Here is a 26,137-nt window from a genome sequence, read left to right on the forward strand (position 1 = left end):
TCCATATCCACTTTCTCATCCATGAAACACCGCCTGTTCCTGTTCGACCTCGACGACACCCTGCTCGACTTCAAGGCGTCCGAAGCCCTTTCCTTCGCGCGCACGCTGGCCGCGCTCGGGGTGCGCGACGGCGTCGACGATCTGTTCGCACGCTACCAGCCGATCAACCTGGCGCTGTGGCGCGCGCTCGAAGCCGGGACGGTGAGCAAGGACGCGCTCAAGGTCGAGCGCTTCCGCCGCACCTTCGAGGAAGCCGGCCTGGACCTCGACCCGGTGCGCGCCAGCAGCCTGTACCTGGATGCGCTGGCCGACAGCGTGGTGCTGGTCGACGGCGCGCCGGCGCTGGTCGAGACGCTGGCCGGCATCGGCGAGGTCGGCATCATCACCAACGGCATCGAGGCGATCCAGCACCGGCGCATCGCCAGCGCCGGCCTGGACGCGCACGTGAGTTTCGTGGCGACCTCGGAAGCCTGCGGCCACGCCAAGCCGGACCGCCGCTTCTTCGACTACACGGTGGCGATGGCGCGCGCGTTCAGCCACCAGGAAACCGTCATTGTCGGCGACCGCCTGGACGCCGACATCCTCGGCGCCAACCGCTTCGGCATCGACAGCGTCTGGTTCAATCCGGGCCAGCTGGCCAACGACTCGCAGGCGCTGCCCGACCATGAAGTCGACCACCTCGACCAGGTCGTGCCGACGCTGCGCGCCGCGGCAAAGAGCTGATCAGGCGGCCGGCACTGCCGCGGGCGCGTGCGCCCCGGGCAGCGCCTTGCCCGCTTCGTCGAACAGATAGGCCTGGCGCGGGTCGAACGTCAGGCGCACTTCGCTGCCCAGCGCCGGCAAGCCGAAGCCGCCATGGCTGCCGTGGATCTTGACCGACACCATCTCGTCCACGCCCGCCACCTGCACGTAGGCCAGCGCCACGTCGCCCAGGTATTCGACCAGGTTCAGCGTGCCGGGGATGCCTTCGCGCCGCCCTTCCTTGCGCCGCTCGCGTCCGGGGCTCGAGCCCGGCTCGGCGCTGAGTTCCAGGCGCGGATCGATTGTGCCCACGTGCGCCAGGCGCAGGTGCTCGGGGCGCACGCCCAGCGTCACGCCGGCTCCCACCTGCATGCGCCCGGCGTCGGCCGCCACCTCGACCGTGGCGCCGGAGGGCAGGCGCACGCTGGCCAGGTGCTCGCGCTCGCCGACCAGGCCGGCTTTCAGGAAATTCATGCGCGGCGAACCCAGGAAGCTGGCCACGAACAGGTTGGCCGGGCGCTCGTACAGCTCGAGCGGCGTGCCGGTCTGTTCGATGTGGCCGCCGTTGAACACGACGATCTTCTGCCCCAGCGTCATCGCCTCGACCTGGTCGTGCGTCACGTAGATCATGGTCGCGCCCAGTTCCCGGTGCAGGCGCGCCAGCTCGACCCGGGTCTGGGCGCGCAGCGCGGCGTCCAGGTTCGACAGCGGCTCGTCGAACAGGAACACCTCGGGTTTGCGCACGATCGCGCGGCCGATCGCCACGCGCTGGCGCTGGCCGCCGGACAGCGCCTTGGGCTTGCGCTCGAGCAGGTGGCCGATCTGCAGGATCTCGGCGGCGCGCGCCACGCGTTCCTGGATCTCGGCTTTGGGCACCTTGGCCAGCTTGAGCGCGAAGCCCATGTTTTCCGCCACCGTCATGTGCGGGTACAGCGCATAGCTCTGGAACACCATCGCGATGCCGCGCTGGGCCGGCTCGATGCCGTTGCTGACCACGCCGCCCAGTTCGAGCGTGCCGTCGCTGATGTCTTCCAGACCCGCGATCATGCGCAGCAGCGTCGACTTGCCGCAGCCCGAAGGGCCGACGAAGACCACGAACTGGCCGTCCTCGATGTCCAGGTCGACGCCCTTGATGACCGGGTTGTCGCCGTATTGTTTGCGGATGCCGCGCAGCCGTACCGATGCCATTCTCTCTCCTATTCTTGTTCGCTTAACCCTTCAGACCGCTCGCGGCGAGGAAGCCTTGGGTGACTTTTCTCTGGAACAGCGCGTATGCCAGGGCGACCGGGAACGCGCCCAGCAGCGCCGCCGCCATCAGCTGGGCGTAGCGCACGCCGAAGGCGTCGTAGGTCTGGGTCAGGCCGAGCGGGATCGTCATCATCTCGTTGGACGTGACGATGATGAACGGCCACAGGAAGTTGTTCCAGGCCGCGATGAAGGTCACGATCGCCATCGCCCAGACGATGTTGCCGGAAATCGGCAGGTAGACGCTCCACAGCACGCGCAGCGGGCCGGCGCCGTCCATCACCGCGGCTTCGCGAAAGTCGGCCGGGATCTCGTCGAAGAACCCCTTGAACACGTAGATGACGACCGGCGAGACCACCTGCGGCAGCACGATGCCGGCATAGGTGTTGATCAGGCCGAGCTGGTTCATGGTGCGAAACAGCGGCACCAGCAGCGCCTCGAACGGCAGCAGGAAGGCCAGCATGGCGACGCCGAACAGCAGGTTGCGGCCGCGGAAACGCAGCTGCGAAAACGCGTAGGCCGCGCCCAAGCTGATCGCCATCGTCACGACCGTCACCCCGAGCGCCACGACGAAGCTGTTCAACAGCCAGCGCAGCACATTGCCGGCGCCGAGCGTCTTGGCGTAGGCGTCCAGGGTCCAGGTCTGGGGCAGCCAGTGGAATTCGTTCGAGACGGTCTCCAGTTCCGGTCGCAGCGAGGTCGACAGCGCCCACAGCAACGGAAAGGCCCACAGCAGCGCCAGCGCCACGGCGGCCACCGTACCGACCACGCTCCAGCCGATATGGCGTCGCGCATTTATCTTCGAGCTCATGCGTCCCTCCGCGCCATCCATTTGACGACAAGCGCCTGCAGCAGCGACAGCAGCAGCACGATCGCGACGAAGGCCATCGCGATCGCGGCCGCGTAGCCGGCGTCGCTCTGGGTAAACGCGGTCTCGTACATGTAGTGCAGCGTGACGCGCGTGGTGTTGAACGGCCCGCCGCTGGTCAGGATGTAGGTCTGGCCGAACACCTTCAGCGACGCGATCAGCTGCAGGATGAAGGCGGTGGTCGCGACGGGACGCAGCGCCGGCCAGGTGATCGCCCGGAACAGCGTGAAGCCGCGCGCCCCGTCCAGCGCGGCCGCCTCGTACAGGTCTTGCGGAATGTTGCGCAGGCCCGCCAGGAACAGCAGCAGGTTGAAGCCGACCGTCCACCAGACCGTGCCGATCGCCACCGCCGGCAGCGCCCAGGTCGGGTCGGCCAGCCAGGGCCGCTGCCCGCCGACCAGGTGGTTGACCACGCCGGACGAAGGCTGCAGCATCCAGTCGGCGATCAACGTCATCACCGAGATCGGCAGCACGAAGGGCAGGAAGAACACGCCCTGCAGCCAGGCCTGGGCGCGGACGAAGTGGTTGACCAGCATGGCCATGATGAGGCCGAGCGCGGTCAGCGGGATCACCGTCATCAGCGCGAACATGAAGGTGTTGGCCACCGAATCCCAGAACGACGGGTCGTTCAGCAGCAGGTGGTAGTTGTCCAGGCCGACGAAGGCGTTGGTGCGGGTCAGGCTGCTGTCGGTCAGGCTCAGGTACAGCGTCTCGAAGGCCGGCACCGCGAAGAACAGCACGAAGGCGATCAGGAATGGCGCCAGCAGCATCAGCGCCGGCAAGCCCTCGCGCGTGCTCGAGGGCGCCGCCGTGCGCGCGGGCGCGGGCGCGGGTGGATTCATGGTCAGGTCATTGGGCATCCAGGTCTCCGGTGGCTAGTAGCGCGGCGGCGGCTTGCGGATCAGGCGCCGGCTTTCGCTCTCGAAGCGCGCCACCGCCTGGGCCGGGGTCATGTAGCCGTACAGCGCGGCCGGCAGGAATTTCGAGGCGATCGCTTCGAGCGGACCGGCCGCACCCATGTACCAGCCGTCCGGGTCGTAGACGACGTTGTTGGCGACGGCGGCGTACTGGGCATTGGGCTGCAGCGCCAGGAATTGCGGCGATTCGGCCACCGGACGGTAGGCCGGGATGTGGCCACCCTCGGCCCAGCCGAGCGAATGGCGGCTGACGTACGCCACGAAGCGCAGGATCGCCCTCACCTTCTCGGGCGGCATCGGGTGCTCGTTGTTGGCGGGAATGGCGAAGCTGTGCGAATCGGCCCAGGTGCTGGCGTTGGCATACATCTGCGGCAGCGGCACGATGCCGTATTCGAAGCCGAGCGTGCCGGCTTTCGAGGCGCGCACCAGTTCCGGCACTTCCCACACGCCGTTGAGCATGAAGACGGCATTGCCGCCCATGAACTGGCTGGTCGAGGCCGGGTAGTCGAGGCCGACCTGGGCATAGCCCCGGCGGAACCAGTCGCCGATGCGCTCGAGCGTGGCGACGCCGGCCGGGCCGTAGGTGAACCGGCCGTTGCGGATGATGGTCAGGTTCTGCTGGGCCAGCATGGCCAGCCACAGGCGCCAGATCGCGTACGAGCTCTGGCTGCTCTCCATGGTCAGGCCGTGCTGGCCGGTGCGTTCGGTGGCGGCGCGGAAGGCGTCGGTCAGCGCCGCCACGCCCTCGATCGGCTTGAGCTTGCCGTCCGGGCCGAGCAGGCCGGCGCGTCCCGCCAGCGTCTTGTTGTAGTACAGGACCAGCGGGTGCACGTCGAGCGGCACGGCGTAGTTCACGCCCCCGTAGCGCGACTTGGCCCACTGGCGCGGCAGGTAATCCTCGCCGCGTAGCCCGACCTGCGCCAGCTCGGCCGGTTGAATGGGCCGCAGCACGCCGCCGCCGGCCAGGTTCGGCAGGCGCGACAAGTGGACGGTGGCCAGGTCCGGCCCGGCGCCGACCACGGAGGCCGTGATCAGCTTGGTGTAAAACGGCTCGCCCCACTTGAGCGTCGTGCTCACCACCCGCACCTCGCGCTGGCTGGCGTTGAAGTCGTCGACCAGCGCGCGCATGCGCGCACCGTCGCCGCCCGAAAGCAGCGTCCACATCCTGACTTCGACCTGCGCCCCGGCCGGCGCCGCCCAGGTGGTCCCGAGCGCCGCCAGCAGCGCGACGGCGGCGGCGAGGAATCCTCGTCGCGCCATCCTGTCTCCTGACTTTATGTCTTTATAGTTTGTCGGCGCCGCCCCGCACGGCTAGGCCGTCGCCGCGGCCGGATCGTCCGGTTCGGGATCCTGGCCCGGCTGCGGCGGGTGGCGCTCGTTCGGATAGGGTAACACTTCCGCCGTTTCGCCGACGCGCGTCCATTCTATCGGGAAATCCGGGCCGCGCCGCGCGCGCCAGCGGGCCTCGTGCCCGAGCGGGTCGAGGTTCCAGTCCCAGCGCAAGGCGTCGGGTCCGCGCGTGGCGATCGCGATCGCCTCGACCGGCGCCTTGGGCACGCGGTTCTCGTCGAGCAGGCCGTTCTTTTCCAGGAAGGTGTCGGTCAGCTGCGTGTAGCAAAAGCCCGACAGCGGCCGGCAGCGGTGCACCGCGGACATCAGCACCTGGTAGCGCGCCAGCAGCTCGCGCCCGTCCTTGGCGACCGAATAGCCCCAGCCGGCCGGCGGCTTCTCGAATCCGTTGGCGTCCGCCCCTGCGCTGGGAATGCAGGCGATGCCGCCGAACTCGGACAGGAACAGCGGTTTGCCGCGCCCGTCGAAGCCGTCGATCACGATGCGGCGCCGGTCCGGCTGCACGTGCTCGAGCGTGTACGCCATCGCCTCGCGGCTGCCGTAGCGCTCGATCAGCACGGCCGGGTCGGCCGCGTAGTCGTGCACGCTCACCACGTCGCCGCACGGCATCTCCCAGCCGTCGTTGCCGATCACCGGCCGGGTGCCGTCCAGCGCGCGCGTCAGGTGGTACAAGGCTTTCACGAAGTCGACCTGGCGCCGGTCGTTGCCCAGTTCCGGCACGCCCCACGATTCGTTGGTCGGCACCCAGGCCACGACGCAGGGATGCGAGATGTCGCGCTCGACCAGTTCCTTCCACTCTTCCATCACGCCGTGCACGGTGGCGCTGGAAAAGCCGTAGGCCGAGGGCATCTCGCCCCACACGCACAGGCCCAGCACGTCGCACCAGTAGAGCCAGCGCGGGTCTTCGGACTTCTGGTGCTTGCGCGCGCCGTTGAAGCCGAGCCTCTTGATCAGCAGCACGTCCTGGCGCAACTGGTCGCTGGACGCCACCATCAGGCTGTCCGGCCAGTAGCCCTGGTCGAGCACCATGCGCAGGTAATATGGACGGCTGTTGAGCGTGAAGCGGTCGCCGTCGATGCCGACGGTGCGCAGCGCGGTGTAGCTCTGCACCGCGTCGAGCAGGTTGCCCTCGGCATCGCGGATTTCGACTTCGCACTCGATCAGCTGCGGGCTCTCGGGGCTCCACAGCCACTGGCTGCGCGCATCGTCGATGCCGGGATCGGGCAGCTGGAAGATGCGCTGCAGGCGCGTTCCGGTCAGCAGGCAGCGGTCGGCCACCAGCAGGCGTGCGCCCATGCGCAGCGTGACGTTGGCGATGCCGCCCTCGGGCACGTGGGCGATGTCGGCGTCCAGGCCGATCTGCCAGGCGGCGACGTCGGCGCGCCAGCGCAGCTGCCGCACGTGGCTGCGCGCGACCTTCTCGATCCAGACGGTGCGCCAGATGCCGCTGGTGCGCGGGTACCAGATCTTGTGCGGCTCGGGCTCCCAGTCCATCTTCCCGCGCGGCTTGTGCATGTCGAGCGGATCATCCTCGGCCTGGACCACGATCACCAGGCTCGAACCGTCCAGGTAGCGCGTGACGTCGATGCTGAAGGGGCTGTGGCCGCCGCGGTGCTCGAAGGCGTAGTGGCCGTTGATCCAGACCCGCGCGCGGTAGTTGACGGCGCCGAAGTGCAGCATCAGGCGCTCGTCGCGCCCCGGGTTCATCGCCGGGTCGAGCTGCACCAGGCGGCGGTACCAGACGCGCCGGCGGTAGCCGGTGTCGTGCAGGCCGCTGGCGCGCGCCTCGGGCGGGTACGGCACGATGATGGTGCGATCGAACGTCACCTCGAACGGGTCGACGTGCTGCGCCGCGTCGTCCAGCATCGCTTGCCAGGGGCCGTCCAGGCTGCGCCAGGCGGCGCGCCGTAATTGAGGGCGGGGATATTCCACGTTCACGCTCCTAGGTTCCATAAGGTCTCCGTCAGCGCGACAGGCTCTGCACGCTGACCCGCACGAAGGTGGCGCGGTGTCCCGCGCCGCCCATCGCGACCAGGCCGAGACGCGCTTGCCGGCCGAGGCGGTGCGTCCAGGTGCCGCCGCCGACCCAGGTGCGTCCATCCTGGCTCGAATAAGCGGTATAACGCTCATCCCCCCCGGTCCGGTGCACATCCAGGCGCAACCATGTGGTTTTTCCGGGCGTGCCGACCACGGTATTGCCGTAGCGCGGGTAGCCGGGGTCGACCGGGGCCAATTCTTTCGCGAACTCGACCTGGCGCAGGCCGTTCTTGGCCACCTCGATCAATTTGACATAGTTATCGTCGTCGCGCATCACCACGAACCCCGCTTGAACCGGTTTGTTGCAGCAGCCGAGCGGCGCGTCCAGCTCCACTTCCGCCTCGATGCGTACATCGCCGGCCGGCAGCGCGGTCTGGAGCACGCTGGCGTCGTTGCGGTCGACGTACAGGTCGCCGTCTTCGGTCGGCAGCGACAAGCCGGCGCCGCCCAGTTCGAAGCCGCCCTTGGCGCGCGGGCGCAGCCAGCTCCAGCGCGGGTCCAGGGCCGGGCCGTGGAAATCGTCGCTCCATGCCGGGGCCGGGCGCCAGGCCAGCACCTCGAGCGCGCGCGGGTGCGCCGCGTGGGCGCCGGCCTGGGTCAACGGCGCGTCCAGGTCGGTGTCGCTGGGGGCGCCGGCGGCGACCGGCCAGCCGTCGACCCAGTCGATCCGGTCGAGCATCGCCAGGCGCCGCGTCAGCTTGTCGGGCGCGCTGAAGAAAGGCTCATTGGTGTCGACCGCGTGGAAGATCGTCCACCACTGGCCGGCGCCGTCCTGGAACACCGTGTTGTGGCCGGCGCCGACCCAGCGGTTGCCGTTTTGCAGCAGCACCGGGGTGCCGCCGGCGCGGCCGTTGCCCATGTCGTTGCCTTCGCGGTCCAGGAAAGGCCCCAGCGGCGAGCGCGAACGGCCGACGTAGACCGCGTAACCGGTCAGCGGCCCGTTGCAGCAGTCGGTGGCGGAGGCGAACAGGTACCACCAATCGTCGTGCTTGATCACCTCGGCGCCTTCGTAGCGGCCGTTGGCGCCGACCCGGCGCGCCCCGCTCCCGGCCTTGAAGCCGTCGCCGCTCAGGGGCTGCACCCAGATGCCGCCGCCGTAACTGCCGTAGTACAGATACTTCTGGCTGCCGTCGACGATCACCTTGGGGTCGAAGGTCCAGTGGAAATCGCAGCCCGGGCCGGCCTGGCGCGGACCGAGCACCGGCTGCGCCTGGGCGGTCCAGGGGCCGGCCGGGTTGTCGGCGGTGGCCACGCCGATCGCGCTGTCGTGCTCGCAGCCCTTGACCGGGCTGTGTTCGTCGGCCACGTCAACCACAGTGAAGTAGAGGTAATAGCGCCCGTTCAGGTATTCCGGCTCGGGCGCCCACAGGCCCGAAGTCGGCGCCGCCAGCCCGGCCGGACGGTCGGTGAAGGCATCGGCGACGAAGTTCCAGTGCACCAGGTCGGTCGAGCGGTAGATCGGGATCATGCGGAAGTGCCAGCCGCCGTCCTTGCCGTGTTCGCGTTTGCTGACCGGGTCGCTGGTGCAGTACAGGTACCAGGTCGGCACCTTGGCGCGCGGGTCGCGCAGCACCGCCGGGTCGGCGCAGTTCTGGGCCAGTTCGCCGTCGGCCAGGCGCAGCGGCAACGGGTTGTGGTAGGTGGCGCCGGCAGCGGGCGCCGGCGCGCTCGCGGGCGGATGCGCGGCGGGCGCGCCCGCTTGCGCGCGCGCGAGGCTGGCGAGCGCGCAGGCGCCGAAGGCCAGCGCCAGCAACGCCGCGGCCGGGGCGGATCGGAACGACGACATCGAAGGTCTCCTTTGGTGTTATAAGGCGAGCTTACCGCAAGCGAGCCCGGCTTGCCTGCACGAATCGCTCGCCGCCTCGCCCAACCCCGGTGGCTTCGAAGGATCGGCCTGCGCCGAAGCCGGCGCTCTGATATCATGGCGATCGTTTTCAAACGCGCCCGCCAGATCCCTTCATGCCTACCTGCTCTCGCCGCCTTCGGATGACGCACCGCGCTCCAGTTGCCGCCGGCCTGATCGCGGCCGCGCTGGCGGGCGCCGCGCCTGCGCGCGCCGCCGAGCCGGCGCTGCGCCCGTGGCCGGCGGCCCAGGCCACGCCGCCGCTGGCGCTGGCCGGCCTGGATGGCCAGGACTGGGACCTGGCGCGCCTGCGCGGCAAGGTCGTGGTGGTCAACTTCTGGGCCAGCTGGTGCGAACCGTGCGTGCACGAACTGCCGGTGCTGGGCGCGCTGGCTGGCGAGCCGCAATTCAAGGACCGCGTGGCGGTGGTCGGCGTGAACTACAAGGAGCCGCTCGACAGCATCGAACGCTTCACCGCCGCCCATCCGATCCCCTACCCTGTGCTGCGCGACCGGACCGGCGACACGTTCAAGCGCTGGACGCTGGGCGTGATGCCGACCACCATCCTGGTCGACCGCCAGGGCCGCGCACGCTGGCGCAGCGCCGGCGAGATCGGCGCCGACGACACGCGCATCAAGCGCGCGATCGCGGCCCTGCTGGCCGAGTAAACGGAGCGTCTCTTGCGCTGCCGCCGCCGTACCCCCATATACAACATAGCCAACCAATAACAAAGGACGACCACGATGCACGATTCCAAAGCTCTCCAGCGCCGCACGCTTCTGAAATGCGCCGGCGCCCTGGCCCTGGCCGGCGCCCTGCCGCGCCTCGCCTTCGCCCAGGCCGCGCAGTCTTCGGACCAGCCGGCCGAGAAGCATTTCGCCCCGCAGCCGGGCGAGTGGAAGAGCTTTGAAGTCACCACCCGCGTCGACCTGCAGCACGCCAGCGGCCCATCGACGATCTGGGTGCCGCTTCCCGTGATCGACACCGACTGGCAGCGCACGCTGTCGAACAACTGGTCGGGCAACGCCGCCAAGATGAGCGTCGGCAGCGATCCGCACTACGGCGCGCAGTTCCTGGTCGCCGAATTCGACGGCAGCGCTGCGCCGCACCTGGAAGTGGTCTCGCGCGTGCAGACGCGCAACCGCAAGGCCGACTGGAAGAAACCGGTGGGCGGCGCCGAAACACCCGAGGACCTGCGCGTGTTCCTGCAGCCGACCGACCTGCTGCCGCTCGACGGCCTGGTCAGGAAGACCGCGCTGCAGATCACCTCGGGCGCCAAGACCGACGAAGCAAAAGTCCAGCGCATCTACGACTGGATCGTGCTGAACACCTTCCGCGAGCCGAAAGTGCGCGGCTGCGGCACCGGCGACATCAAGACCATGCTGGAAACCGGTAACTTCGGCGGCAAGTGCGCCGACCTGAACGGCCTGTTCGTCGGCCTGTGCCGCGCCTCCGGCGTGCCGGCGCGCGACGTCTACGGCATCCGCATCGCCCCGGACGAATTCGGCTACAAGGCGCTGAGCGGCAAGCCGGCCGCCCTGCAGGGCGCGCAGCATTGCCGCTCCGAGGTCTACCTGAAGCGCCACGGCTGGGTCGCGATGGACCCGGCCGACGTCGCCAAGGTGATGCGCGAAGAAACCGCCAACTGGATCAAGGATCCGGACGCGCCGCTGGTCGCCCCGGTGAAGCAGGCGCTGTTCGGCGGCTGGGAAGGCAACTGGATGGGCTACAACTTCGCCCACGACGTGCGCCTGCCGGGCTTCACCCAGGGCAAGGTCGGCTTCCTGATGTACCCGCAGGCCCAGAACAAGAGCGAGGTCTACGACTCGCTCGACCCGGCCAACTTCAAGTACACGATCACCTCGCGTGCCATCTGAGGCGGCGCCAAGCATGTCTTCCTGCGCCGGCACCAAACCCTCCGACCCCGCCCTCCGGCGCGCACGCAACCCGGGCGCGCCCGGCGAGCGCAAGCTCGGCGGCCTGATCGCCCTGGCCGTGCTGTCCTCCCTGCTGGCCTCGACCTGCTGCGTGCTGCCGCTGGTGCTGGTGCTGGTCGGGGTGACCGGCGCCTGGATGGCCCACCTCCAGGCCGTCAAGCCGTTTGCGCCGTACGCGATCGCCCTGACCGTCGCCCTGCTGGGCTGGGCCGGCTACCTGGTGCTGCGTCCCGCGCGCGCCTGTGACCGCGCGGACGGCGCCTGCGCCACCACCCGGCCGATCATGCGCCGCGTGTGGCTGGGCAGCGCGCTGTTCATCGCACTGCTGCTCGGTTTTCCGCTGATCGCGCCGCTATTCTACTGATATCATCTGCAGTACGTCATACCACGAGGCCATCGCCATGAAAAACATTCTCACCGCCCTTGCCTTCACCGCCCTGCTGGGCGCCGCGCCGTTCGCCGCCGCCAAGCAGCAGACCGTGTCCCTCAACGTGCCGACCATGGATTGCGCCACCTGCCCGATCACCATCAAGGCGGCGTTATCGAAGGTACCCGGCGTGTCGAAGGTGAAGGTCAGCTACGAGAAGCGCGAAGCCGTGATCGTCTACGACGACGCGCACGCCACTGTGGCCGACCTGAAAAAGGCGACCGAGGACGTCGGTTATCCGGCGATGCTCAAGAGCCCGCAATAAGCTTCGGGCTTAGCCTCACACCGAGCCTCACCACTCGTACACCCACGACCACGGCATGTCGAGCTGGCCCAGCGCCAGCCGGGTCAGCTCCGGGTAGATGCGCTCGGCGCGCACGTCGTTCGACATGAACACCACGCAGCGCTGGTCCTTGTCCAGGCACAGCACCAGGTTGCCGGAAAAGTCGTCGTGGCCGGCGCGGAACCAGGCCGGTCCGCCGCGCTCCTCGAAGCTCACCACACCCAGCCCTGCCGCGAGCTTTTGCGGCCATGTCGCTTGAGCGCCATCGAGCGCGGGGAACTCACGCTTTGACACGATCGGCAGCCAGCCCTTGACCATCTGCGCGCGCATCGACGGGCTGAGCCCATCGCCGCGCACGATGCCGGCCCACAGGCGCGCCTGGTCGCCGACCGTGGTGTCCATCGAATTGGCGGCGCGCACCCGGAAGCGCCGCTCGTGCGCCTGCACGCTGCCGTCAAAACCGTAGCCGTCGGCCAGGTTGGCGGCGAAATCGGCGCGCCAGCGCATGCCGCTGTGGGTCATCTTGAAACGCTCGAACACCCGGTGCTGCATCTCCAGGCCGACGTCCAGCCCGAGCCCGCGCTCGACCACCAGCTGCAGCAGGTTGACGCCCTCGCTCGAATAGGCGTAGCGCGCGCCTGGCTCGAAATGAATGCGCAGCGCCCCGCCCGACTCGTAGGCGCGGTGGTCGGCGAAACCGGCGGCGTGCTCGAGCAGCATGCGCGGCGTGATGCGGCGCCAGCGCGGATCGTCGGCCAGGTCGGCGTAGTCGAACGGACGCTCGCGGTAGGCCGGCAGGGGCTGCGGCAGGATCTTGTCGATCGGCGCGTCGAGGTCGAGCCGGCCCTCGTCGGCCAGCTGCAGCACCATGTAGGCAAACGCGGCGCTGCTCAAGGCGGCGGCGTGCACCACCGAGTCTTCCTGCAGCGGCAACCCCAGCTCGCTGCTGCGGGTGCCGAAGGCGCGAATGCGGCCGACCTTGCCATGCTCGATCACGGCCATGCTGAAACCCTGCACGCCTTCGCGCCGCATCACACGCTGGACTTCGTCGTCGTTCAGCGTGCGCGCCGGCCGCTGCGGCGCTGCGCAGCCGGCCAGCACCAGCGCCGCAGCCGACAGCGCCGTCAGCGCCGCGCGCCTCGGGGTGTGCTTCAAAACCGGGTTCAGCGCACCGCGCGCCGCTTGCATCATGGGGCCTCCAGCGAACCCGGCCGCGCCGGGGTCCGCCATGATGCCATCGGTGCGCGCCGGCGGCAATCGGCGCACGCCCGCGCACTGCCGCGCCGGTGCGCCCGCCTTACCTGGCCTGCTTGTACACCCGCACGTAATCGACCAGCATCTGCTGCGGATAGACAGTGGCCGCGTCCGGGTTGCCCGGCCAGCCGCCGCCCACGGCCAGGTTCAGGATCACGAAGAACGGATGCTCGAACACCCAGTCGCCCTTGACCAGGTCGGGCCGCGCCGTGTGGTACAGGATGCCGTCACGGTACCAGCGCACCTCGCCCGGTTCCCATTCGACCGCATAGACGTGGAAATCGTCGGCGTAGATGCCGTGCTCGAGCTTCTGCGGCGCGCCGAAGCCGTTTTCGCCCGAATACCCGGGGCCATGCATGGTGCCGTGGATCAGGTCCGGCTCGCGGCCGATGTTTTCCATGATGTCGATCTCGCCGCAGCGCGGCCATCCGGCCTCCTTGACGTTGGCGCCGAGCAGCCAGAACGCCGGCCACACGCCCTGCCCGCGCGGGAATTTGATGCGCGCCTCGTAACGGCCGTGGGTGCGCTCCATCTTGCCCTGGGTCTTGATGCGCGCCGAGGTGTAATGGCGCCCGCCGTAGTCTTCCTTGCGCGCCTCGATCACCAGCATGCCACCGTCGACGCGCACGTTTTCCGGACGTCCCGTGTAGAACTCGAGCTCCTGGTTGCCCCAGCCGTTGCCACCGGTCTCCTCGACCCATTTGCCGTGGTCGAGCGCGTGGCCGTCGAATTCGTCGCTCCAGTCCAGCACCCAGCCGGGCGGCGCGGTCACCGGGCCTGGCACGTTCGTCTGCGACGTCGCCTGGGCTTGGGCGCCGGCCAGGGTGCAGGCGGCCAGCAAGGCCGCAACGGTGTGCTTCAATTTCATGTCGTCTCCTGTTGTCATCGTGTTCGCGGCATCCGCTCGAGCCGCCGGAACGCCTCGCGTTTGGAAACGTTCCCCATTCCTGCGCCAGTGTCCGCTGATGAGCGGGTCGTGTCAAACGGGCATCATTGTGTCAGCCACACGAGCGCGCGGGCGCACGCGTGCGTGCCGCTTGCCAGGCACGCGGACGGCGCAGCGCTGGCGCGTGTTGCTTTCCCCGACAAAATGCGGCGCATCCGTCTGCGCACGACAACATATTCCGTTGACAATCTTTTTTTCTGAACATAAGATTCGCTGAGTTCCATGGAAACGTTTCCATGCGATCAGCAGCACGACCCGGAACAGCGACACGCGGTGCGGCAGCGCGACAGAGAGAACAACAGAGGAGACCCCATGCATTACCCCAAGGCAAACAAAAAGCTGATCACCCTGGCGGTGGCGAGCGCCTTCTCGGCGTTCGTACCGGCCTGGGCGCAAGACCAGAACCCGAACACCAACCCGATCAACGCCAACGGCCCGGACAGCGCGCCGGTCCAGCAGGTCGTGGTGAGCGGCATCCGCCAGTCGCTGGCCTCGTCGCTGAACCTGAAGCGCAATTCGGACGGTATCGTCGACGGCATCGTCGCCGAAGACATCGGCAAGTTCCCGGACACCAACCTGGCCGAGTCGCTGCAACGCATCTCGGGCGTGTCGATCGACCGCACCAACGGCGAAGGCCAGCGCGTGACGGTGCGCGGCATCGGTCCCGACTTCAACATGGTGCTGCTCAACGGCCGCCAGATGCCGACCTCGAACCTGGGCGACCTGAACGGCCGCGCCTTCGACTTCTCGAACCTGGCCTCGGAAGCGATCTCGCAGCTGCAGGTGTATAAAACCAGCCGGGCCGAGACCCCGACCGGCGGCATCGGCGCGACCATCAACGTGATGACCGCGCGCCCGTTCGACCACATGGGCACCTGGTCGAGCATCGGCATCAAGGCGATGGACGACACCTCGCACAACAACCTGCCGAAGGACGACAAGGCCGGCAGCTCGTGGACGCCGGAATTCTCGGGCATCTACTCGACCACGTCGAAAGACGGCATGTGGGGCATCGGCGCCAGCTTCAGCTACCAGAAGCGCAACTCGGGCTTCGCCCAGGCCGCCGTCTCGAACGGCTGGAAAGGTCCGTACAAGGCCGGCGACACCAGCACCTACGGCACCCTCAACGGCCCGGGTCCGGTCGTGAACGGCCCGACCGGCAACACGATCTACGAAGTGCCGCAGAACCTGAACTACGGCTTCACCGGCATCCAGCGCCAGCGCGCCAACGGCCAGCTGGTGCTGCAGTTCGCGCCGACCAAGGACATCACCAGCACCCTCGACTACACCTACGCCGAGAACAAGCTGCAGACCCGGCACAACGACGTCTCGGCCTGGTTCAACTTCGGCCCGTCGAGCTCGACCTGGACCAACGGCCCGGTCGCGGCGCCGCTGGTCTACACCGAGCAGCTCCCGGCCGGCAACTCGGACATCGCGATGGGCGCGGCCGACTACGCCACCAAGACCAAGCTCAAGTCGATCGGCTTCAACACCACCTGGCGCGTGAACGGCGACCTGAAACTGACGTTCGACGGCCACCACTCGACCTCGGAATCGATGGCCGACAGCCCGTTCGGCTCGAGCAACGACATCGGCACCGCCAGCTTCAGCCGCGGCACGACCACCGCCGACTTCAACCAGGCCTTCCCGGTGCTGTCGATCCAGGGCGCCAACTTCGTCGGCGCGCCGCAGCAGGTCACCGGCTCGACCTTCCAGGAAGGCTACATGAAGGGCCAGGTCGACCAGGCCCAGCTCAGCGGCCGCCTGCGCATGCTGGAGTCGTCCAACCTGATCTTCGGCGGCGGCATCGTCAACGACAAGAACCGCTCGGCCTTCTCGAACAACCAGCGCGACTCGTGGGGCGGCGCCTCGAAGCCGTCCGACTACCCGAGCAGCCTGTGGCACCCGGCAACCGTGCGCGGCTACTTCGACCAGATCGCCGGCAACAACAACCCGAACCTGTTCAACAATTTCTACACCTTCAACTTCGGCCAGGTGCGCGACGTCGTGGCCCAGGCCACCGGCTTGCCGCAGCTGTACATGCCGAAGGCGCCGGGGGTGTGGGACACCGACCAGCGCACCACCGAGAAGACCAAGGACCTCTACCTCCAGCTCAACACCGACTGGGAGAACTTCCGCTTCCCGATGCACACCTCGATCGGCGTGCGCTACGAGAAGACCGACGTCACCTCGAGCGCGCAGGTGGCCTCGGCGACCGGCATCACGATGGTCTCGGCCAACGAGTTCAGCGTGACCCAGGGCCCGGCGACCTTCACCACCCTGAACGGCAGCTACAACAACGTGCTGCCCTCGCTCGACTGGGACATGGACGTGCGCCCGGACATGAAGGTACGCGCCAGCTACGGCGAAACCATCGGCCGTCCGCGCTACGACCAGATCGCCGGCGGCCAGGTGCTCAACACCCTGTACCGCGTCGACGGCGGCACCGGCAACCAGGGCAACCCGGCCCTGAAGCCGGTCAAGTCGAAGAACTTCGACCTGTCCTGGGAGTGGTACTACGCCAAGCAGAGCTTCTTCTCGGTCAACGCGTTCTACAAGGACCTGGACAACTACGCCGGCCAGTCGCAGTTCGACGCCACCCCGTTCGGCCTGCACACCCCGGTCGGCGGCGCGCTGTGGACCGAGGCGGCCAATTCGGGCTGCGGCAGCGACACCGCCTGCATCCGCCAGTACATCTTCACCCAGCACCCGACCGCGCCGGGCGTGACGGTAACGGGAGTCGCCAACGGCAACGTCGTGCAGGGCAATATCGTCGGCCAGCCGAGCGATCCGATCGCGCACTTCCGCATCACCTCGTACGCCAACCAGAAGAAGGCCAGCCTGAACGGCCTGGAACTGAACCTGCAGCACATGTTCGCCGACACCGGCTTCGGCATCTCGGCCAACTACACCTACGTGCACTCGGGCCTGCGCTACGATAACGCCAGCACGACCGAACAGTTCGCCCTGATCGGCCTGTCGAACTCGTACAACGTGGTCGGCATCTACGAGAACGACAAGCTGAACGTGCGTGCCGCCTACAACTGGCGCGGCGAGTTCCTGTCCTCGACCTTCGACGGCTCGGGCCCGAACCCCAACTACGTCGAGCCCTATGGCCAGCTCGACCTGTCGGTTGGCTACAACCTGACGCCGAAGCTGAGCCTGCAACTGGAGGCGATCAACCTGACCAACGAGACCACCCGCGTCCACGGCCGCAACTACTCGCAGGTGCTGTACGCCACCCAGACCGGTCCGCGCTACATGCTGGGCGCGCACTACAAGTTCTAAGCCGCCCGTAGCCACAACCGGCACGACGACGCCGTCTGATGTTCGCCACAAGGTCCCCGGGACCGTGTGGCGGGCGCCAGGCGGCGTATTTTTTTCGCAAAAAAACTTGCTTCGAATACAGCATTTTGCGGTAGACTGATTCAGGCTATAGACACAAGATTCGTGATGACATCCCCCATCGAACACATCGCCGTGGCCGGCGGCCGCGCCGGCTGGACGTCCCCCTGACGCACCGCATCCATCATCCATAACGACAACCAAGCACGGAGACACCATGCCCAACCACGCCATCCTCAACAACGTCCAGCACAAGCACCTGCGCGTGATCACCGAACGCGGCCCGCAATGGGGCGACGCCTTGATGTCGGCGCTGACCTTTCCGGCTGAATTTCGCGACCTGCAGGCCTGCTACCCGATCGTCTTCGCCCAGAACGACGCCGGCGGCTACGACGCGCTGGCGCTGTTCGGCTTCGAGCAAGGCGAGAACCTGTTCCTCGGCCCCCACGGCTGGGACGCGCCGGTGATTCCCCTCACGGTCCAGCGCCAGCCCTTCATGATCGGGCGCGGCGACGGCGAGGAACTGAGCGTGCACATCGACATGGACAGCCCGCGCATCCGCGACGGCGCGCAACATGGCGAGCTCGAGGGCGAAGCGCTGTTCCTGTCGTATGGCGGCACCAGCGAATACCTGGAGCATGCGGTCTCTATGCTGCGCACGATCCACGACGGCGTCCAGGCCGCGCGCAGCTTCACCACCGCGCTGCAGGAACTCGAGCTGTTGGAGCCCTTCGTGTTCGACGTCCAGCTCGACACCGGCGCGCACCACCGCCTGGCGGGCTTTCATGCGATCAACGAGGACCGCCTGGCGGCGTTGAGCGCGGACCAGCTGGCCGGCCTGCACCGCGCCGGCTGGCTGCAGCCGGTGTACATGTCGGTGGCGTCGCTGTCGCAGTTCCGCGAGCTGGTGGCGCGCAAGAACCGCAGCCAGGCGGCCGATCCGTTCGCGATCCTCGAAGGCGCCGCCGGAGCATGAACGTGAGCAGCGAGGGGACGACAAGCCTCACGCGCGTGCGCGAGATCGCGGTCGAGAGAGGCGCGATTCCCGAGGAGATGCTGCGCGCCACCCGGCCCTTCGTGGTGCGCGGCCTGGCCGCCGACTGGCCGCTGGTGCGCGCCGGGCGCGAATCGCTTGAGGCGGCCGAGGCCTACCTGCGCCGCTTTTACCGCGGCGCCCCGGTGCGCGCGATGCTCGGCCCGCCCGAGATCGAAGGCCGCTTCTTCTACAACGCCGACCTGAGCGGCTTCAACTACCACAACATCCAGGCGCGCCTGACCGAGGTGCTGGACCAGCTGGCGATCCAGCGCACGCGTACGCGCCAGGGCGCGATCTACGTCGGCTCGACCTCGATCGACGGCGCGCTGCCCGGCCTGCGCGCGGAGAATCCGATCGACCTGGGCGCGCGCGACCCGCTGGCCAGCATCTGGATCGGCAACCGCACGCGCATCGCCGCCCATTACGACCTGCCCGACAACGTCGCGGTGGCCGCGGTCGGCGCGCGCCGCTTCACCTTGTTCCCGCCCGAGCAGCTGCACAACCTGTACGTCGGGCCGCTCGACTTCAATCCGGCCGGCCAGGCGATCAGCCTGGTCGACCACGCCAACCCGGACCTGGAACGCTTCCCGCGCTACGTCGAAGCCTTGCGCCACGCCGAAGTGGCCGAGCTCGAGGCCGGCGACGCCATCTTCATCCCGTCGATGTGGTGGCACGCGGTGGAGGCGCTGGCCCCGTTCAACGTGCTGGTGAATTACTGGTGGCGCCAGTCGCCGGCGTGGATGGACTCGCCGACCAATGCGCTGATGCTGGCCCTGCTGACGATGCGCGAGCTGCCCGAAGCCCAGCGCGCCGCCTGGCAGGAGATCTTCCGCCACTACATCTTCGAGCCCGACGAAGCCAGCCTGGCGCACCTGCCGCAGAACGCGCGCTACGCGCTGGCGCCCTTGAACGCGCAGGGCGCGCACGTGCTGCGCGGCCAGCTGCTCAAGCGGCTCGATAAATAAGAGGAGACCACATGGACCCGACCCAACAAGTACGCCGCATCGTGATCGCCGGCGGCGGCACCGCCGGTTGGATGGCGGCCGCCGCGCTGGCGCGCTCGCTCGGCAAGACGCACGACATCAAGCTGGTCGAATCCGACGAGATCGGCACCGTCGGCGTGGGCGAAGCGACCATTCCCAGCCTGGTCAACTTCCACCGCCTGCTCGGCATCGACGAGCGCGAATTCATGGCCGCGACCTCGGCCACGTTCAAGCTGGGCATCAGCTTCGAGAGCTGGCGCGAGCGCGGCATGGACTACATCCACTCGTTCGGCATGACCGGCACCGACCACTGGACCGCCGGCTTCCAGCACTTCTGGATGAAGGGCCGCGAGCGCGGCCTGGCCAGCGACTACGGCGACTACTGCCTCGAGCACCTGGCCGCGCGCGAAAACCGCTTCGGCCACCTGAAGGACGACAGCCTGGGCTACGCCTACCACCTGGACGCGAGCGCCTACGCGCGCTACCTGCGCCGCTTTGCCGAGCACTTCGGCGCCCAGCGCATCGAAGCGAAGATCGCCACCGTCGACAAGCACGCCGACGGCTCCGGCGTGGCGGCGCTGGTGCTGGACTCCGGCACGCGCATCGAGGGCGACCTGTTCATCGACTGCACCGGTTTCCGTTCGCTGCTGCTGGGCGGGGCGATGGGCATCGAGTACGAGGACTGGTCGGAATGGCTGTTCAACGACGGCGCGTTTGCCGTGCAGACCAACAGCGTCGGCCCGGCCGTGCCCTACACCCGCTCGATCGCGCACGACTGGGGCTGGCAATGGGGCATCCCGCTGCAGCACCGGGTCGGCAACGGCGTCGTGTTCGCCAGCCGCTACGTCGACCCGGACGCCGCGCGCGCGGCGCTGCTGGCCAACATCGAGGGCGAGGCGCTCACCGAACCGCGCCTGATCCGCTTCACGCCGGGCCAGCGCAAGCGGCTCTGGGCCGGCAACGTGGTCGGGCTCGGCCTGGCCAGCGGCTTCCTGGAGCCGATCGAGTCGACCAGCATCCACCTGATCCAGCGCGGCATCGTGCGCCTGCTGCAGACCTTCCCCTCGGCCGGCATCGCCCAGTCCGACGTCGACGAGTACAACGCCCAGGCGGCCGAGGACATCGCCACCATCCGCGACTTCATCATCCTGCACTACAAGGTCACCGACCGGCGCGACACGCCATACTGGCAGGACGCGGCGACGATGGAGGTGCCGGCCTCGCTGCGCCACCGCATCGAGCTGTTCCGCGAGACCGGGCGCGTGTTCCGCCAGCAGAACGAGCTGTTCGCCGAGAACTCGTGGATCCAGGTGATGCTCGGCCAGGGCATCCTGCCGCAGCGCCACCACCCGAGCGCCGACCTGATGGGCGACGCCGAGCTGCGCGGCTTCCTGGACGGCATCCGCGAGCGCGTGCGGCGCACCGCCGCGCTGATGCCGGCGCATGGCGAATACGTGCGGCGCTGGGCGCCGGCCAAGGCCTAGGGCTCGACCCGGCTCAGCCGATCACCGTCACCACCACCCGGCGCCGCTGCGGCGCCGCCCGGTGCTCCCACAGGAAGATGCCCTGCCAGGTGCCCAGCAGCAGCCGTCCGGCGCCGACCGGCACCGCGAGGCCGGTATCGGTCAGCACGCTGCGCACGTGGGCCGACATGTCGTCCGGTCCCTCCATGTCGTGGCGGTAGGCCGGGTCGCCGTCCGGCGCCAGGCGCGCCATGACGGTCTCGAGGTCGCGCCGCACGTCGGCGTCGGCGTTCTCGGTGATGGTCAGCGAGCAGCTGGTGTGCTGGACAAAAACGTGGGCCAGCCCGCACCCCACGCCGGATGCGGCCACCACGCGCGCGACGTCGGCGCCGATGTCGCGCGTGCCGCGCCCGGCGGTGCGCAATTCGAGGATCTCTTGATAGGCCATGTGATCAGTTCGCACTCAGGTGTTCGTACAGGATCATACAGCCGATCGCGATCAGCACCAGTCCGCCCAGCAGCTCCGCGCGCCGCCCCGCGATCGCACCCAGGCCGCGCCCGACCATCACGCCCAGCGTCACCATCATGAAGGTCGTCAAGCCGATCGCGCCCGCGGTGAGGCCGATGTCGGCGTCCACGAAGGCCAGCCCGACGCCGATCGCCAGCGCATCCAGGCTGGTCGCCACCCCGGTGGCGACCAGCAGCCAGAAGCCGTGGCGCGCCGGCTTGTGCTCGGGTTCCGCGTCGTTCGACAGGCCGGCGCGCACCATGCGCAGCCCGAGCAGCCCGAGCAGCACGAACACGATCCAGTGGTCCCAGGCGGCGACATGGCGCGCCGCGACGTGGCCGAGCGTCCAGCCGACCAGCGGCGTGAAGCCTTCGATGACGCCGAAGATGACGCCGGTGCGCAGCGCCTCGCGCAGCTGCGGTCGGCGCAGCGCGGCGCCCTTGCCGACCGCGACGGCAAACGCATCGGTGGACATGGCGAGCGCCAGCGCGGCGGTAGCGAACAGGTTCATGGGATTCCGCAGTCGGGCGATGACGGAAGGCATGCCGGCGCGGCCCGATCGAACGCGCGGACATACCCAAGGTCTTGCCAACCATGGCGGCTGCCCGCACCACGCCGGCGGCGCCGGCGAGCATGTTGACGCGGGCGCTGCCCAGGGACGGACGCGTTCCCGGACAGCAGGCTACTCCCCACTGGGAGCCCCATGTTAGCGCAGTGCGAATAAAAAGCCCAGCGGCGCACGATCCACCGCTGGGAAGAGGGAGACAATCAGGGCCGGCTCAGCGCAGGTCCTCGCAGCGCAACGCGTCCGCTTCGTGCGCGGCGCCACCGACCACGTCGACGTTGCCGAAGGCGGCGGCAAAGGCGCCGCTGCTGGCGATGCTGAACGGCGTATCGACGCGCGCCAGGTCGACCCCGTGCGCCGTGAAGCAGGCCAGCGGCACGCTCACCACCTGGCGGCCCTTGCCGGCGAGGCGCTTGAACACGGCGGTAAGGTCGAGCGGCCGGCCGCAGGCGGCGGTGTTTGCAGGAGCGGCGCCGCACAGCATGGCCAGCGTCACCTTGCCGGCCGGCGCCGTCTCGACGCGGGTCTCGAAGCGCAGCGCGCCCGCGTCGGCGGCTTGCCGCGGCAGATTCAAGGGGGCGGCGCCGTGGGCCTCGAAGCTGCCCGGACCGGTCCAGGTCACCAGCTTGGCATCCTGCTGGGTCGTGATCTGCGCGGTGGCGACCTTAATGCCGGGGAGTTCAGTGGCGACGTTCAGGTCGGCGCCCAGGAGCTGGCTGCGCCCCTTGCTGCGCAGTTGCAACGGGAAGCTGGTGCGGTCCGCCTGGCCATACAGCGGGAACACGTTCGAGGCCACGCAGCCGCCCGCCGGGTAGCTGGCGTCCAGCTGGCCCAGGTGCGAGCGCGTCCCCTTGTTCAAGCCGTAGCCGTAGGCGAACAGCGGCGCGTAGCCGGCGTCGCCCAGGTTCAGCGGCGTCTGGCACACCGACTTCGGCCAGGAATACGGCAGCTTGCCGCCGAAGTCGTAGTTCGGGCCCTGGCCCGCGACCAGCAGGTCCGATACGCCCTTGCCTTCGCTGCCCGGCAGCCAGGCCGCGATGAAGGTGTCCGACAGGTTGAGCAGGTCGTTGACCCACAGCGGACGGCCCGACAGCAGCACGGTCACCACCGGCCTGCCCTTGCCGGCCACCCTCTTCAGGACGGCCAGGTCTTCCGGATAGCGGCTGCTGTGGCGCAGCGTCCCGGCCGGGCCGATGTCGCCATCGCCTTCCGCGTACGGCGCTTCGCCGAGCACGGCGACCACGACGTCGAACCGGCCCGGGTCGACCCCGCGCGCATCCGCGGCATACGTGACGTTGGCGCCGCCGGCGGCCTGGCGCAAGCCGCTCAGGATGGTGTCGGCGTTGAGATAGTCGGCATTGGTGTTGGCGGTGCCTTGCCAGGTCAGCGACCAGCCGCCGGCCTGGCTGGCCATGCTGTCGGCCGCCTTGCCGACCACCAGGATCTTCTTGCCGGCGCCGATCGGCAGCGCGGGGCCTTCGTTCTTGAGCAGCACCAGCGACTCGCGTACCGCGCGCCGCGCCAGCGCGCGCGCTTGCAGCGCCTCGTCCTTGCCGGCGTAGCGGTTGGCGGACGGCCCTTTCTCGAACAAGCCGGCGCGCAGCTTCACGCGCAGGATGCGCGACACGGCGTCGTCGATGCGCGCCATCGGAATCCGGTTCGCCTGAACGTCGGCGATGGTGTTGGCGATGAAGGCCTTCCAGTCTTCCGGCGCCATGATCATGTCCATGCCGGCGTTGATCGAAGCCGCGCAGCTGTCGTTGCGGCAGCCCGGCACTTCGCCGATACCGTTCCAGTCGCTGACCACGAAGCCGTCGAACGCCATTTTTTCCTTGAGCACCTCGGTCAGCATGGTGCGGCTGCCGTGCATCTTGCCGTAGTCATGGCCGCCGGCGACGTCGTTCCAGCTGTTGAACGAGGCCATCACGGTCTGGGCGCCGGCGTCCAATGCGCCGATGTAGCCCTGGGCGTGGATCGCGATCATCTGCGCCCGGGTCGCTTCGCTGACGCCGGTGTTCTTGCCGCCCGCAGTGCCGCCGTCGGCCATGAAGTGCTTGGCGGTGGCGATCACGTTGGCGTCGTCCTTGAACTTTCCCTGCAAGCCTGCTACGAACGGCCCGGCATAGCTGCGCACCAGGGCCGGGTCTTCCGAGAAGCCCTCGTAGGTGCGGCCCCAGCGGTCGTCGCGCACCACGGCCAGCGTCGGCGCGAAGGCCCAGGCGATGCCGGTGGCGCGCATGGCGCGGGCGGTGGCGGCGCCGATCTCCTCGACGAGTCGCGGGTCGCGCGCCGCGCCGAGGCCGATGTTGTGCGGGAACAGCGTGGCGCCGTAGGCATTATTGTGGCCGTGGACCGCGTCGGTGCCCCACATCACCGGCACCTTGACCGCCATGTCCGTGGCCATCGAGGCGTCGTAGAAGCGCTGCGACAGCGCCAGCCAGTCGGCGGCGCGCGCGTGCTTGTCGTTGTTCGGCCAGCTGCCGCCGCCGTTCAGGATCGAGCCGATGTAATAACGGCGCACGTCGTCGGGCGTGACCGACTTGATCTCGGCCTGGGTCATCTGGCCGACCTTCTGGGCCAGCGTCATCCCCTTGAGGATCGCCGCCACGCGCGCCTCGAGCGCGGGGTCGCGTGCGATCGCGCTGTGGGTTTGCGGCCAGTCGGCCGCCTGGGATTGTGCCTGGGATTGCCGCTCGGATTGCGCAGCGGCGGCGGCGCAAGCCAGGCTAAAGGCGCCGGCCACGGCCAGCGCGGCCAATCGCTTGGAAGGGGTCATGCAAGTCTCCACATCTTGTCGTCGTCGGCTCGTGGCCTAGATCGCGCTGTCCGGCATCCTCATTGGAAACGATTCCAACGCGTCGGTACATAGTGAAGGCAAATGTGCCGACTGTCAACAGCCGTGTTTAACCTTTGCCGTACGCGCGCCGCTTGGGCGCGTGCTGGGGCCGCCCGGGTCACTCCTCGCCGTGGAGGAAGGCGCGATACCAGCGCGCGCTGTCCTTGAGCCGGCGCTGCTGGGTCGCATAATCGACGTGGACCAGGCCGAAGCGGCGCAGGTAGCCCTCGGCCCACTCGAAGTTGTCGAGCAGGCTCCAGGCGAAGTAGCCCTTGACCGGCACCCCGGCGCGCACCGTGTCGCGCAGCGCGCCCAGGTGGCGCTGCAGGTAGGCGCGGCGCTCGCCGTCGTGGATGGCGCCGTCGGGCTCGAGCGCGTCGTCGTAGCAGGAGCCGTTCTCGGTCAGGTAGATCGGGCCGGGGCGGTACTCGTCCTCGATGCGCCGCAGCAGTTCGGTCAAGCCTTCGGGCGCCACTTCCCAGCCCATCGCCGTGGTCTGCACATCCGCGCCTGGAGGCAGCACGCGCGCGCCGAGCGGGCCGTGGCCGGGCGCGTGCGCGACGGTCTCGGGAAAGTAGTAATTCACGCCGAGGAAATCGGTCGGCGCGGCGATGGCATCGAGGTCGCCCTCGAGAATGACGGGTGCGGCCGGCCCGACCGCGCTCACGGTCTGCGCCGGATAGCCGCGCCCGTACAGGGGGTCCATGAACCAGCGAAAGCGCAGGCCGTCGTGGCGCAGCAGCGCGGCGCGGTCCTCGGGCGAATCGCTCGCCGCGCGCACCGGATGCAGGCTGAGCGCGATGCCGACTTTCGCATCGGGCACGTTGGCGCGGATCACCGGCACCGCCTTGCCGTGCGAGAGCAGCACGTGGTGGCACACCTGCAGCGCGGTCTTGAAATCGCTCAGGCCCGGCGCATGCCAGCCCTCGTGGTGGCCGATCATGGCGGTGCACCACGGTTCGTTCTGCGTGATCCAGTGCTTGACGCGGTCGCCCAGGCGCCGCGTGACGGCGTCGGCCAGTTCGACGAAGGCGTCCACCGTGGCGCGCTCGTTCCAGCCGCCGCGCTCCTGCAGCCATTGCGGCAAGTCCCAGTGGTACAGCGTGGCCCAGGGCTGCAAGCCGCGCTCGAGCATGCCGTCGACCAGGCGGTCGTAGAACCCCAGCCCCTTGTCGTTCGGCGCCGCGTCCACGCCATCGAAGATGCGCGGCCAGGCGATCGAGAAGCGGTAGGCGTTCAGACCGAGGCTGCGCGCGATGTCCAGGTCTTGCGGCCAGCGGTGGTAATGGTCGCACGCCACCGCCCCGCTCGAGCCGTCGCGGATCTTGCCGGGCGTGGCGGCGAAGCGGTCCCAGATCGACTCGACCCGGCCATCCTCGTGCGCCGCGCCTTCGATCTGGTAGGACGAGGTGGCGCAGCCCCACAGGAAATCGTCGGCGAAGTCGGATCGGCGCGGCGCGGCGTCATCGGCCGGTGCAGCGGCGCCGGCGGGGGCGGCGCTGCCGGGGTTTAAGCTGAGGGGGCTGGCGGATTGGGTCATGATGGTCGTCAGT

The 26,137-nt window shown here is 68.8% G+C and carries 21 protein-coding genes; 9 read left to right on the forward strand and 12 right to left on the reverse strand.

Annotated elements, in window-relative coordinates:
• The first annotated feature begins 21 nt into the window (after positions 1-21).
• Complete coding sequence (locus FA90_RS07115) at positions 22-723, forward strand: YjjG family noncanonical pyrimidine nucleotidase (RefSeq protein ID WP_036167369.1); 702 nt, start codon at positions 22-24, stop codon at positions 721-723.
• Here the strand turns inward: FA90_RS07115 and FA90_RS07120 are convergent, their stop codons facing one another.
• Genes FA90_RS07120 through FA90_RS07145 form a run of 6 tightly spaced genes read right to left on the reverse strand, consistent with a single transcriptional unit; the run spans position 724 to position 8,944 of the window.
• On the reverse strand, positions 724-1,929 hold the full coding sequence (locus FA90_RS07120; RefSeq protein ID WP_036167372.1) for an ABC transporter ATP-binding protein: 1,206 nt from the start codon (positions 1,927-1,929) through the stop codon (positions 724-726). It abuts the gene before it with no gap.
• Positions 1,930-1,951: 22 nt separating this feature from the next.
• Entirely contained in the window at positions 1,952-2,797 is an 846-nt protein-coding gene (locus tag FA90_RS07125; protein WP_051971530.1) for a carbohydrate ABC transporter permease, read from the reverse strand.
• Positions 2,794-3,714 (reverse strand): carbohydrate ABC transporter permease, encoded by a 921-nt coding sequence (locus FA90_RS07130; RefSeq protein ID WP_239700573.1) that lies wholly within the window; start codon positions 3,712-3,714, stop codon positions 2,794-2,796. Before FA90_RS07130 ends, FA90_RS07125 begins: the two co-directional genes overlap by 4 nt.
• A gap of 15 nt (positions 3,715-3,729) precedes the next feature.
• Positions 3,730-5,031, reverse strand: coding sequence for an extracellular solute-binding protein (locus FA90_RS07135; RefSeq protein WP_036167376.1), 1,302 nt, complete (start codon positions 5,029-5,031; stop codon positions 3,730-3,732).
• 51 nt (positions 5,032-5,082) lie between these two features.
• Complete coding sequence (locus FA90_RS07140; RefSeq protein WP_239700575.1) at positions 5,083-7,053, reverse strand: glycoside hydrolase family 2 protein; 1,971 nt, start codon at positions 7,051-7,053, stop codon at positions 5,083-5,085.
• Positions 7,054-7,084: 31 nt separating this feature from the next.
• The gene (locus FA90_RS07145; protein ID WP_081933709.1) at positions 7,085-8,944 is read right to left on the reverse strand and encodes a family 43 glycosylhydrolase; all 1,860 of its coding nucleotides are present in this window, start codon (positions 8,942-8,944) and stop codon (positions 7,085-7,087) included.
• 173 nt (positions 8,945-9,117) lie between these two features.
• On the opposite strand from FA90_RS07145, the gene FA90_RS07150 reads away from it, so the two are divergent.
• The 4 genes from FA90_RS07150 (at position 9,118) to merP (ending at position 11,630) form a co-directional block, all read left to right on the forward strand.
• Complete coding sequence (locus FA90_RS07150) at positions 9,118-9,669, forward strand: TlpA disulfide reductase family protein (protein WP_081933710.1); 552 nt, start codon at positions 9,118-9,120, stop codon at positions 9,667-9,669.
• A gap of 75 nt (positions 9,670-9,744) precedes the next feature.
• The gene (locus FA90_RS07155; protein ID WP_036167379.1) at positions 9,745-10,878 is read left to right on the forward strand and encodes a transglutaminase family protein; all 1,134 of its coding nucleotides are present in this window, start codon (positions 9,745-9,747) and stop codon (positions 10,876-10,878) included.
• Between the two features lie 13 nt (positions 10,879-10,891).
• On the forward strand, positions 10,892-11,302 hold the full coding sequence (locus tag FA90_RS07160) for a mercuric transporter MerT family protein (RefSeq protein ID WP_051971534.1): 411 nt from the start codon (positions 10,892-10,894) through the stop codon (positions 11,300-11,302).
• Between the two features lie 37 nt (positions 11,303-11,339).
• Complete coding sequence (merP, locus tag FA90_RS07165) at positions 11,340-11,630, forward strand: mercury resistance system periplasmic binding protein MerP (protein ID WP_036167382.1); 291 nt, start codon at positions 11,340-11,342, stop codon at positions 11,628-11,630.
• Between the two features lie 27 nt (positions 11,631-11,657).
• Here merP and FA90_RS07170 read toward each other — a convergent pair whose 3' ends face one another.
• The gene (locus FA90_RS07170) at positions 11,658-12,839 is read right to left on the reverse strand and encodes a serine hydrolase (RefSeq protein WP_239700577.1); all 1,182 of its coding nucleotides are present in this window, start codon (positions 12,837-12,839) and stop codon (positions 11,658-11,660) included.
• Between the two features lie 106 nt (positions 12,840-12,945).
• Positions 12,946-13,770 carry a family 16 glycosylhydrolase gene (locus tag FA90_RS07175; RefSeq protein ID WP_036167385.1) on the reverse strand — a complete coding sequence of 275 codons (825 nt, stop codon included), beginning with the start codon at positions 13,768-13,770 and terminating at the stop codon, positions 12,946-12,948.
• 390 nt (positions 13,771-14,160) lie between these two features.
• Between FA90_RS07175 and FA90_RS07180 the strand changes: the two genes are divergently transcribed.
• The 4 genes from FA90_RS07180 (at position 14,161) to FA90_RS07195 (ending at position 20,696) form a co-directional block, all read left to right on the forward strand.
• Positions 14,161-17,136, forward strand: coding sequence for a TonB-dependent receptor (locus FA90_RS07180; protein WP_036167388.1), 2,976 nt, complete (start codon positions 14,161-14,163; stop codon positions 17,134-17,136).
• A 274-nt stretch (positions 17,137-17,410) separates the two neighbouring features.
• A complete protein-coding gene (locus tag FA90_RS07185) occupies positions 17,411-18,169 on the forward strand; it encodes a SapC family protein (RefSeq protein ID WP_051971535.1) in 759 nt (252 codons plus the stop codon).
• Positions 18,166-19,194, forward strand: coding sequence for a cupin-like domain-containing protein (locus tag FA90_RS07190; protein ID WP_081933711.1), 1,029 nt, complete (start codon positions 18,166-18,168; stop codon positions 19,192-19,194). Before FA90_RS07185 ends, FA90_RS07190 begins: the two co-directional genes overlap by 4 nt.
• A gap of 11 nt (positions 19,195-19,205) precedes the next feature.
• Positions 19,206-20,696 (forward strand): tryptophan halogenase family protein, encoded by a 1,491-nt coding sequence (locus FA90_RS07195; RefSeq protein WP_036167391.1) that lies wholly within the window; start codon positions 19,206-19,208, stop codon positions 20,694-20,696.
• 13 nt (positions 20,697-20,709) lie between these two features.
• Here the strand turns inward: FA90_RS07195 and FA90_RS07200 are convergent, their stop codons facing one another.
• From FA90_RS07200 to FA90_RS07215, 4 genes are all read right to left on the reverse strand, one after another.
• Positions 20,710-21,123: a secondary thiamine-phosphate synthase enzyme YjbQ gene (locus FA90_RS07200; protein WP_036167394.1), complete on the reverse strand. Its 414-nt coding sequence runs from the start codon at positions 21,121-21,123 to the stop codon at positions 20,710-20,712.
• Positions 21,124-21,127: 4 nt separating this feature from the next.
• Positions 21,128-21,694 (reverse strand): manganese efflux pump MntP, encoded by a 567-nt coding sequence (gene mntP, locus FA90_RS07205; RefSeq protein ID WP_036167397.1) that lies wholly within the window; start codon positions 21,692-21,694, stop codon positions 21,128-21,130.
• A 268-nt stretch (positions 21,695-21,962) separates the two neighbouring features.
• Positions 21,963-24,524: a glycoside hydrolase family 3 N-terminal domain-containing protein gene (locus tag FA90_RS07210; protein ID WP_036167400.1), complete on the reverse strand. Its 2,562-nt coding sequence runs from the start codon at positions 24,522-24,524 to the stop codon at positions 21,963-21,965.
• A 178-nt stretch (positions 24,525-24,702) separates the two neighbouring features.
• A complete protein-coding gene (locus tag FA90_RS07215; RefSeq protein WP_081934062.1) occupies positions 24,703-26,124 on the reverse strand; it encodes a GH1 family beta-glucosidase in 1,422 nt (473 codons plus the stop codon).
• Between the last annotated feature and the right edge of the window lie 13 nt (positions 26,125-26,137).

Origin of the sequence: Massilia sp. 9096 (assembly GCF_000745265.1) — a bacterium.
Taxonomy (GTDB): Bacteria; Pseudomonadota; Gammaproteobacteria; order Burkholderiales; family Burkholderiaceae_D; genus Telluria.

Coding starts and splice junctions, on each gene's coding strand:
- FA90_RS07115 (WP_036167369.1), top strand. CDS start 22: ATGAAACACCGCCTGTTCCTGTTCGACCTCGACGACACCCTGCTCGAC.
- FA90_RS07120 (WP_036167372.1), bottom strand. CDS start 1,929: ATGGCATCGGTACGGCTGCGCGGCATCCGCAAACAATACGGCGACAAC.
- FA90_RS07125 (WP_051971530.1), bottom strand. CDS start 2,797: ATGAGCTCGAAGATAAATGCGCGACGCCATATCGGCTGGAGCGTGGTC.
- FA90_RS07130 (WP_239700573.1), bottom strand. CDS start 3,714: ATGCCCAATGACCTGACCATGAATCCACCCGCGCCCGCGCCCGCGCGC.
- FA90_RS07135 (WP_036167376.1), bottom strand. CDS start 5,031: ATGGCGCGACGAGGATTCCTCGCCGCCGCCGTCGCGCTGCTGGCGGCG.
- FA90_RS07145 (WP_081933709.1), bottom strand. CDS start 8,944: ATGTCGTCGTTCCGATCCGCCCCGGCCGCGGCGTTGCTGGCGCTGGCC.
- FA90_RS07150 (WP_081933710.1), top strand. CDS start 9,118: ATGCCTACCTGCTCTCGCCGCCTTCGGATGACGCACCGCGCTCCAGTT.
- FA90_RS07155 (WP_036167379.1), top strand. CDS start 9,745: ATGCACGATTCCAAAGCTCTCCAGCGCCGCACGCTTCTGAAATGCGCC.
- FA90_RS07160 (WP_051971534.1), top strand. CDS start 10,892: ATGTCTTCCTGCGCCGGCACCAAACCCTCCGACCCCGCCCTCCGGCGC.
- merP (WP_036167382.1), top strand. CDS start 11,340: ATGAAAAACATTCTCACCGCCCTTGCCTTCACCGCCCTGCTGGGCGCC.
- FA90_RS07170 (WP_239700577.1), bottom strand. CDS start 12,839: ATGATGCAAGCGGCGCGCGGTGCGCTGAACCCGGTTTTGAAGCACACC.
- FA90_RS07175 (WP_036167385.1), bottom strand. CDS start 13,770: ATGAAATTGAAGCACACCGTTGCGGCCTTGCTGGCCGCCTGCACCCTG.
- FA90_RS07180 (WP_036167388.1), top strand. CDS start 14,161: ATGCATTACCCCAAGGCAAACAAAAAGCTGATCACCCTGGCGGTGGCG.
- FA90_RS07185 (WP_051971535.1), top strand. CDS start 17,411: ATGCCCAACCACGCCATCCTCAACAACGTCCAGCACAAGCACCTGCGC.
- FA90_RS07190 (WP_081933711.1), top strand. CDS start 18,166: ATGAACGTGAGCAGCGAGGGGACGACAAGCCTCACGCGCGTGCGCGAG.
- FA90_RS07195 (WP_036167391.1), top strand. CDS start 19,206: ATGGACCCGACCCAACAAGTACGCCGCATCGTGATCGCCGGCGGCGGC.
- FA90_RS07200 (WP_036167394.1), bottom strand. CDS start 21,123: ATGGCCTATCAAGAGATCCTCGAATTGCGCACCGCCGGGCGCGGCACG.
- mntP (WP_036167397.1), bottom strand. CDS start 21,694: ATGAACCTGTTCGCTACCGCCGCGCTGGCGCTCGCCATGTCCACCGAT.
- FA90_RS07210 (WP_036167400.1), bottom strand. CDS start 24,524: ATGACCCCTTCCAAGCGATTGGCCGCGCTGGCCGTGGCCGGCGCCTTT.
- FA90_RS07215 (WP_081934062.1), bottom strand. CDS start 26,124: ATGACCCAATCCGCCAGCCCCCTCAGCTTAAACCCCGGCAGCGCCGCC.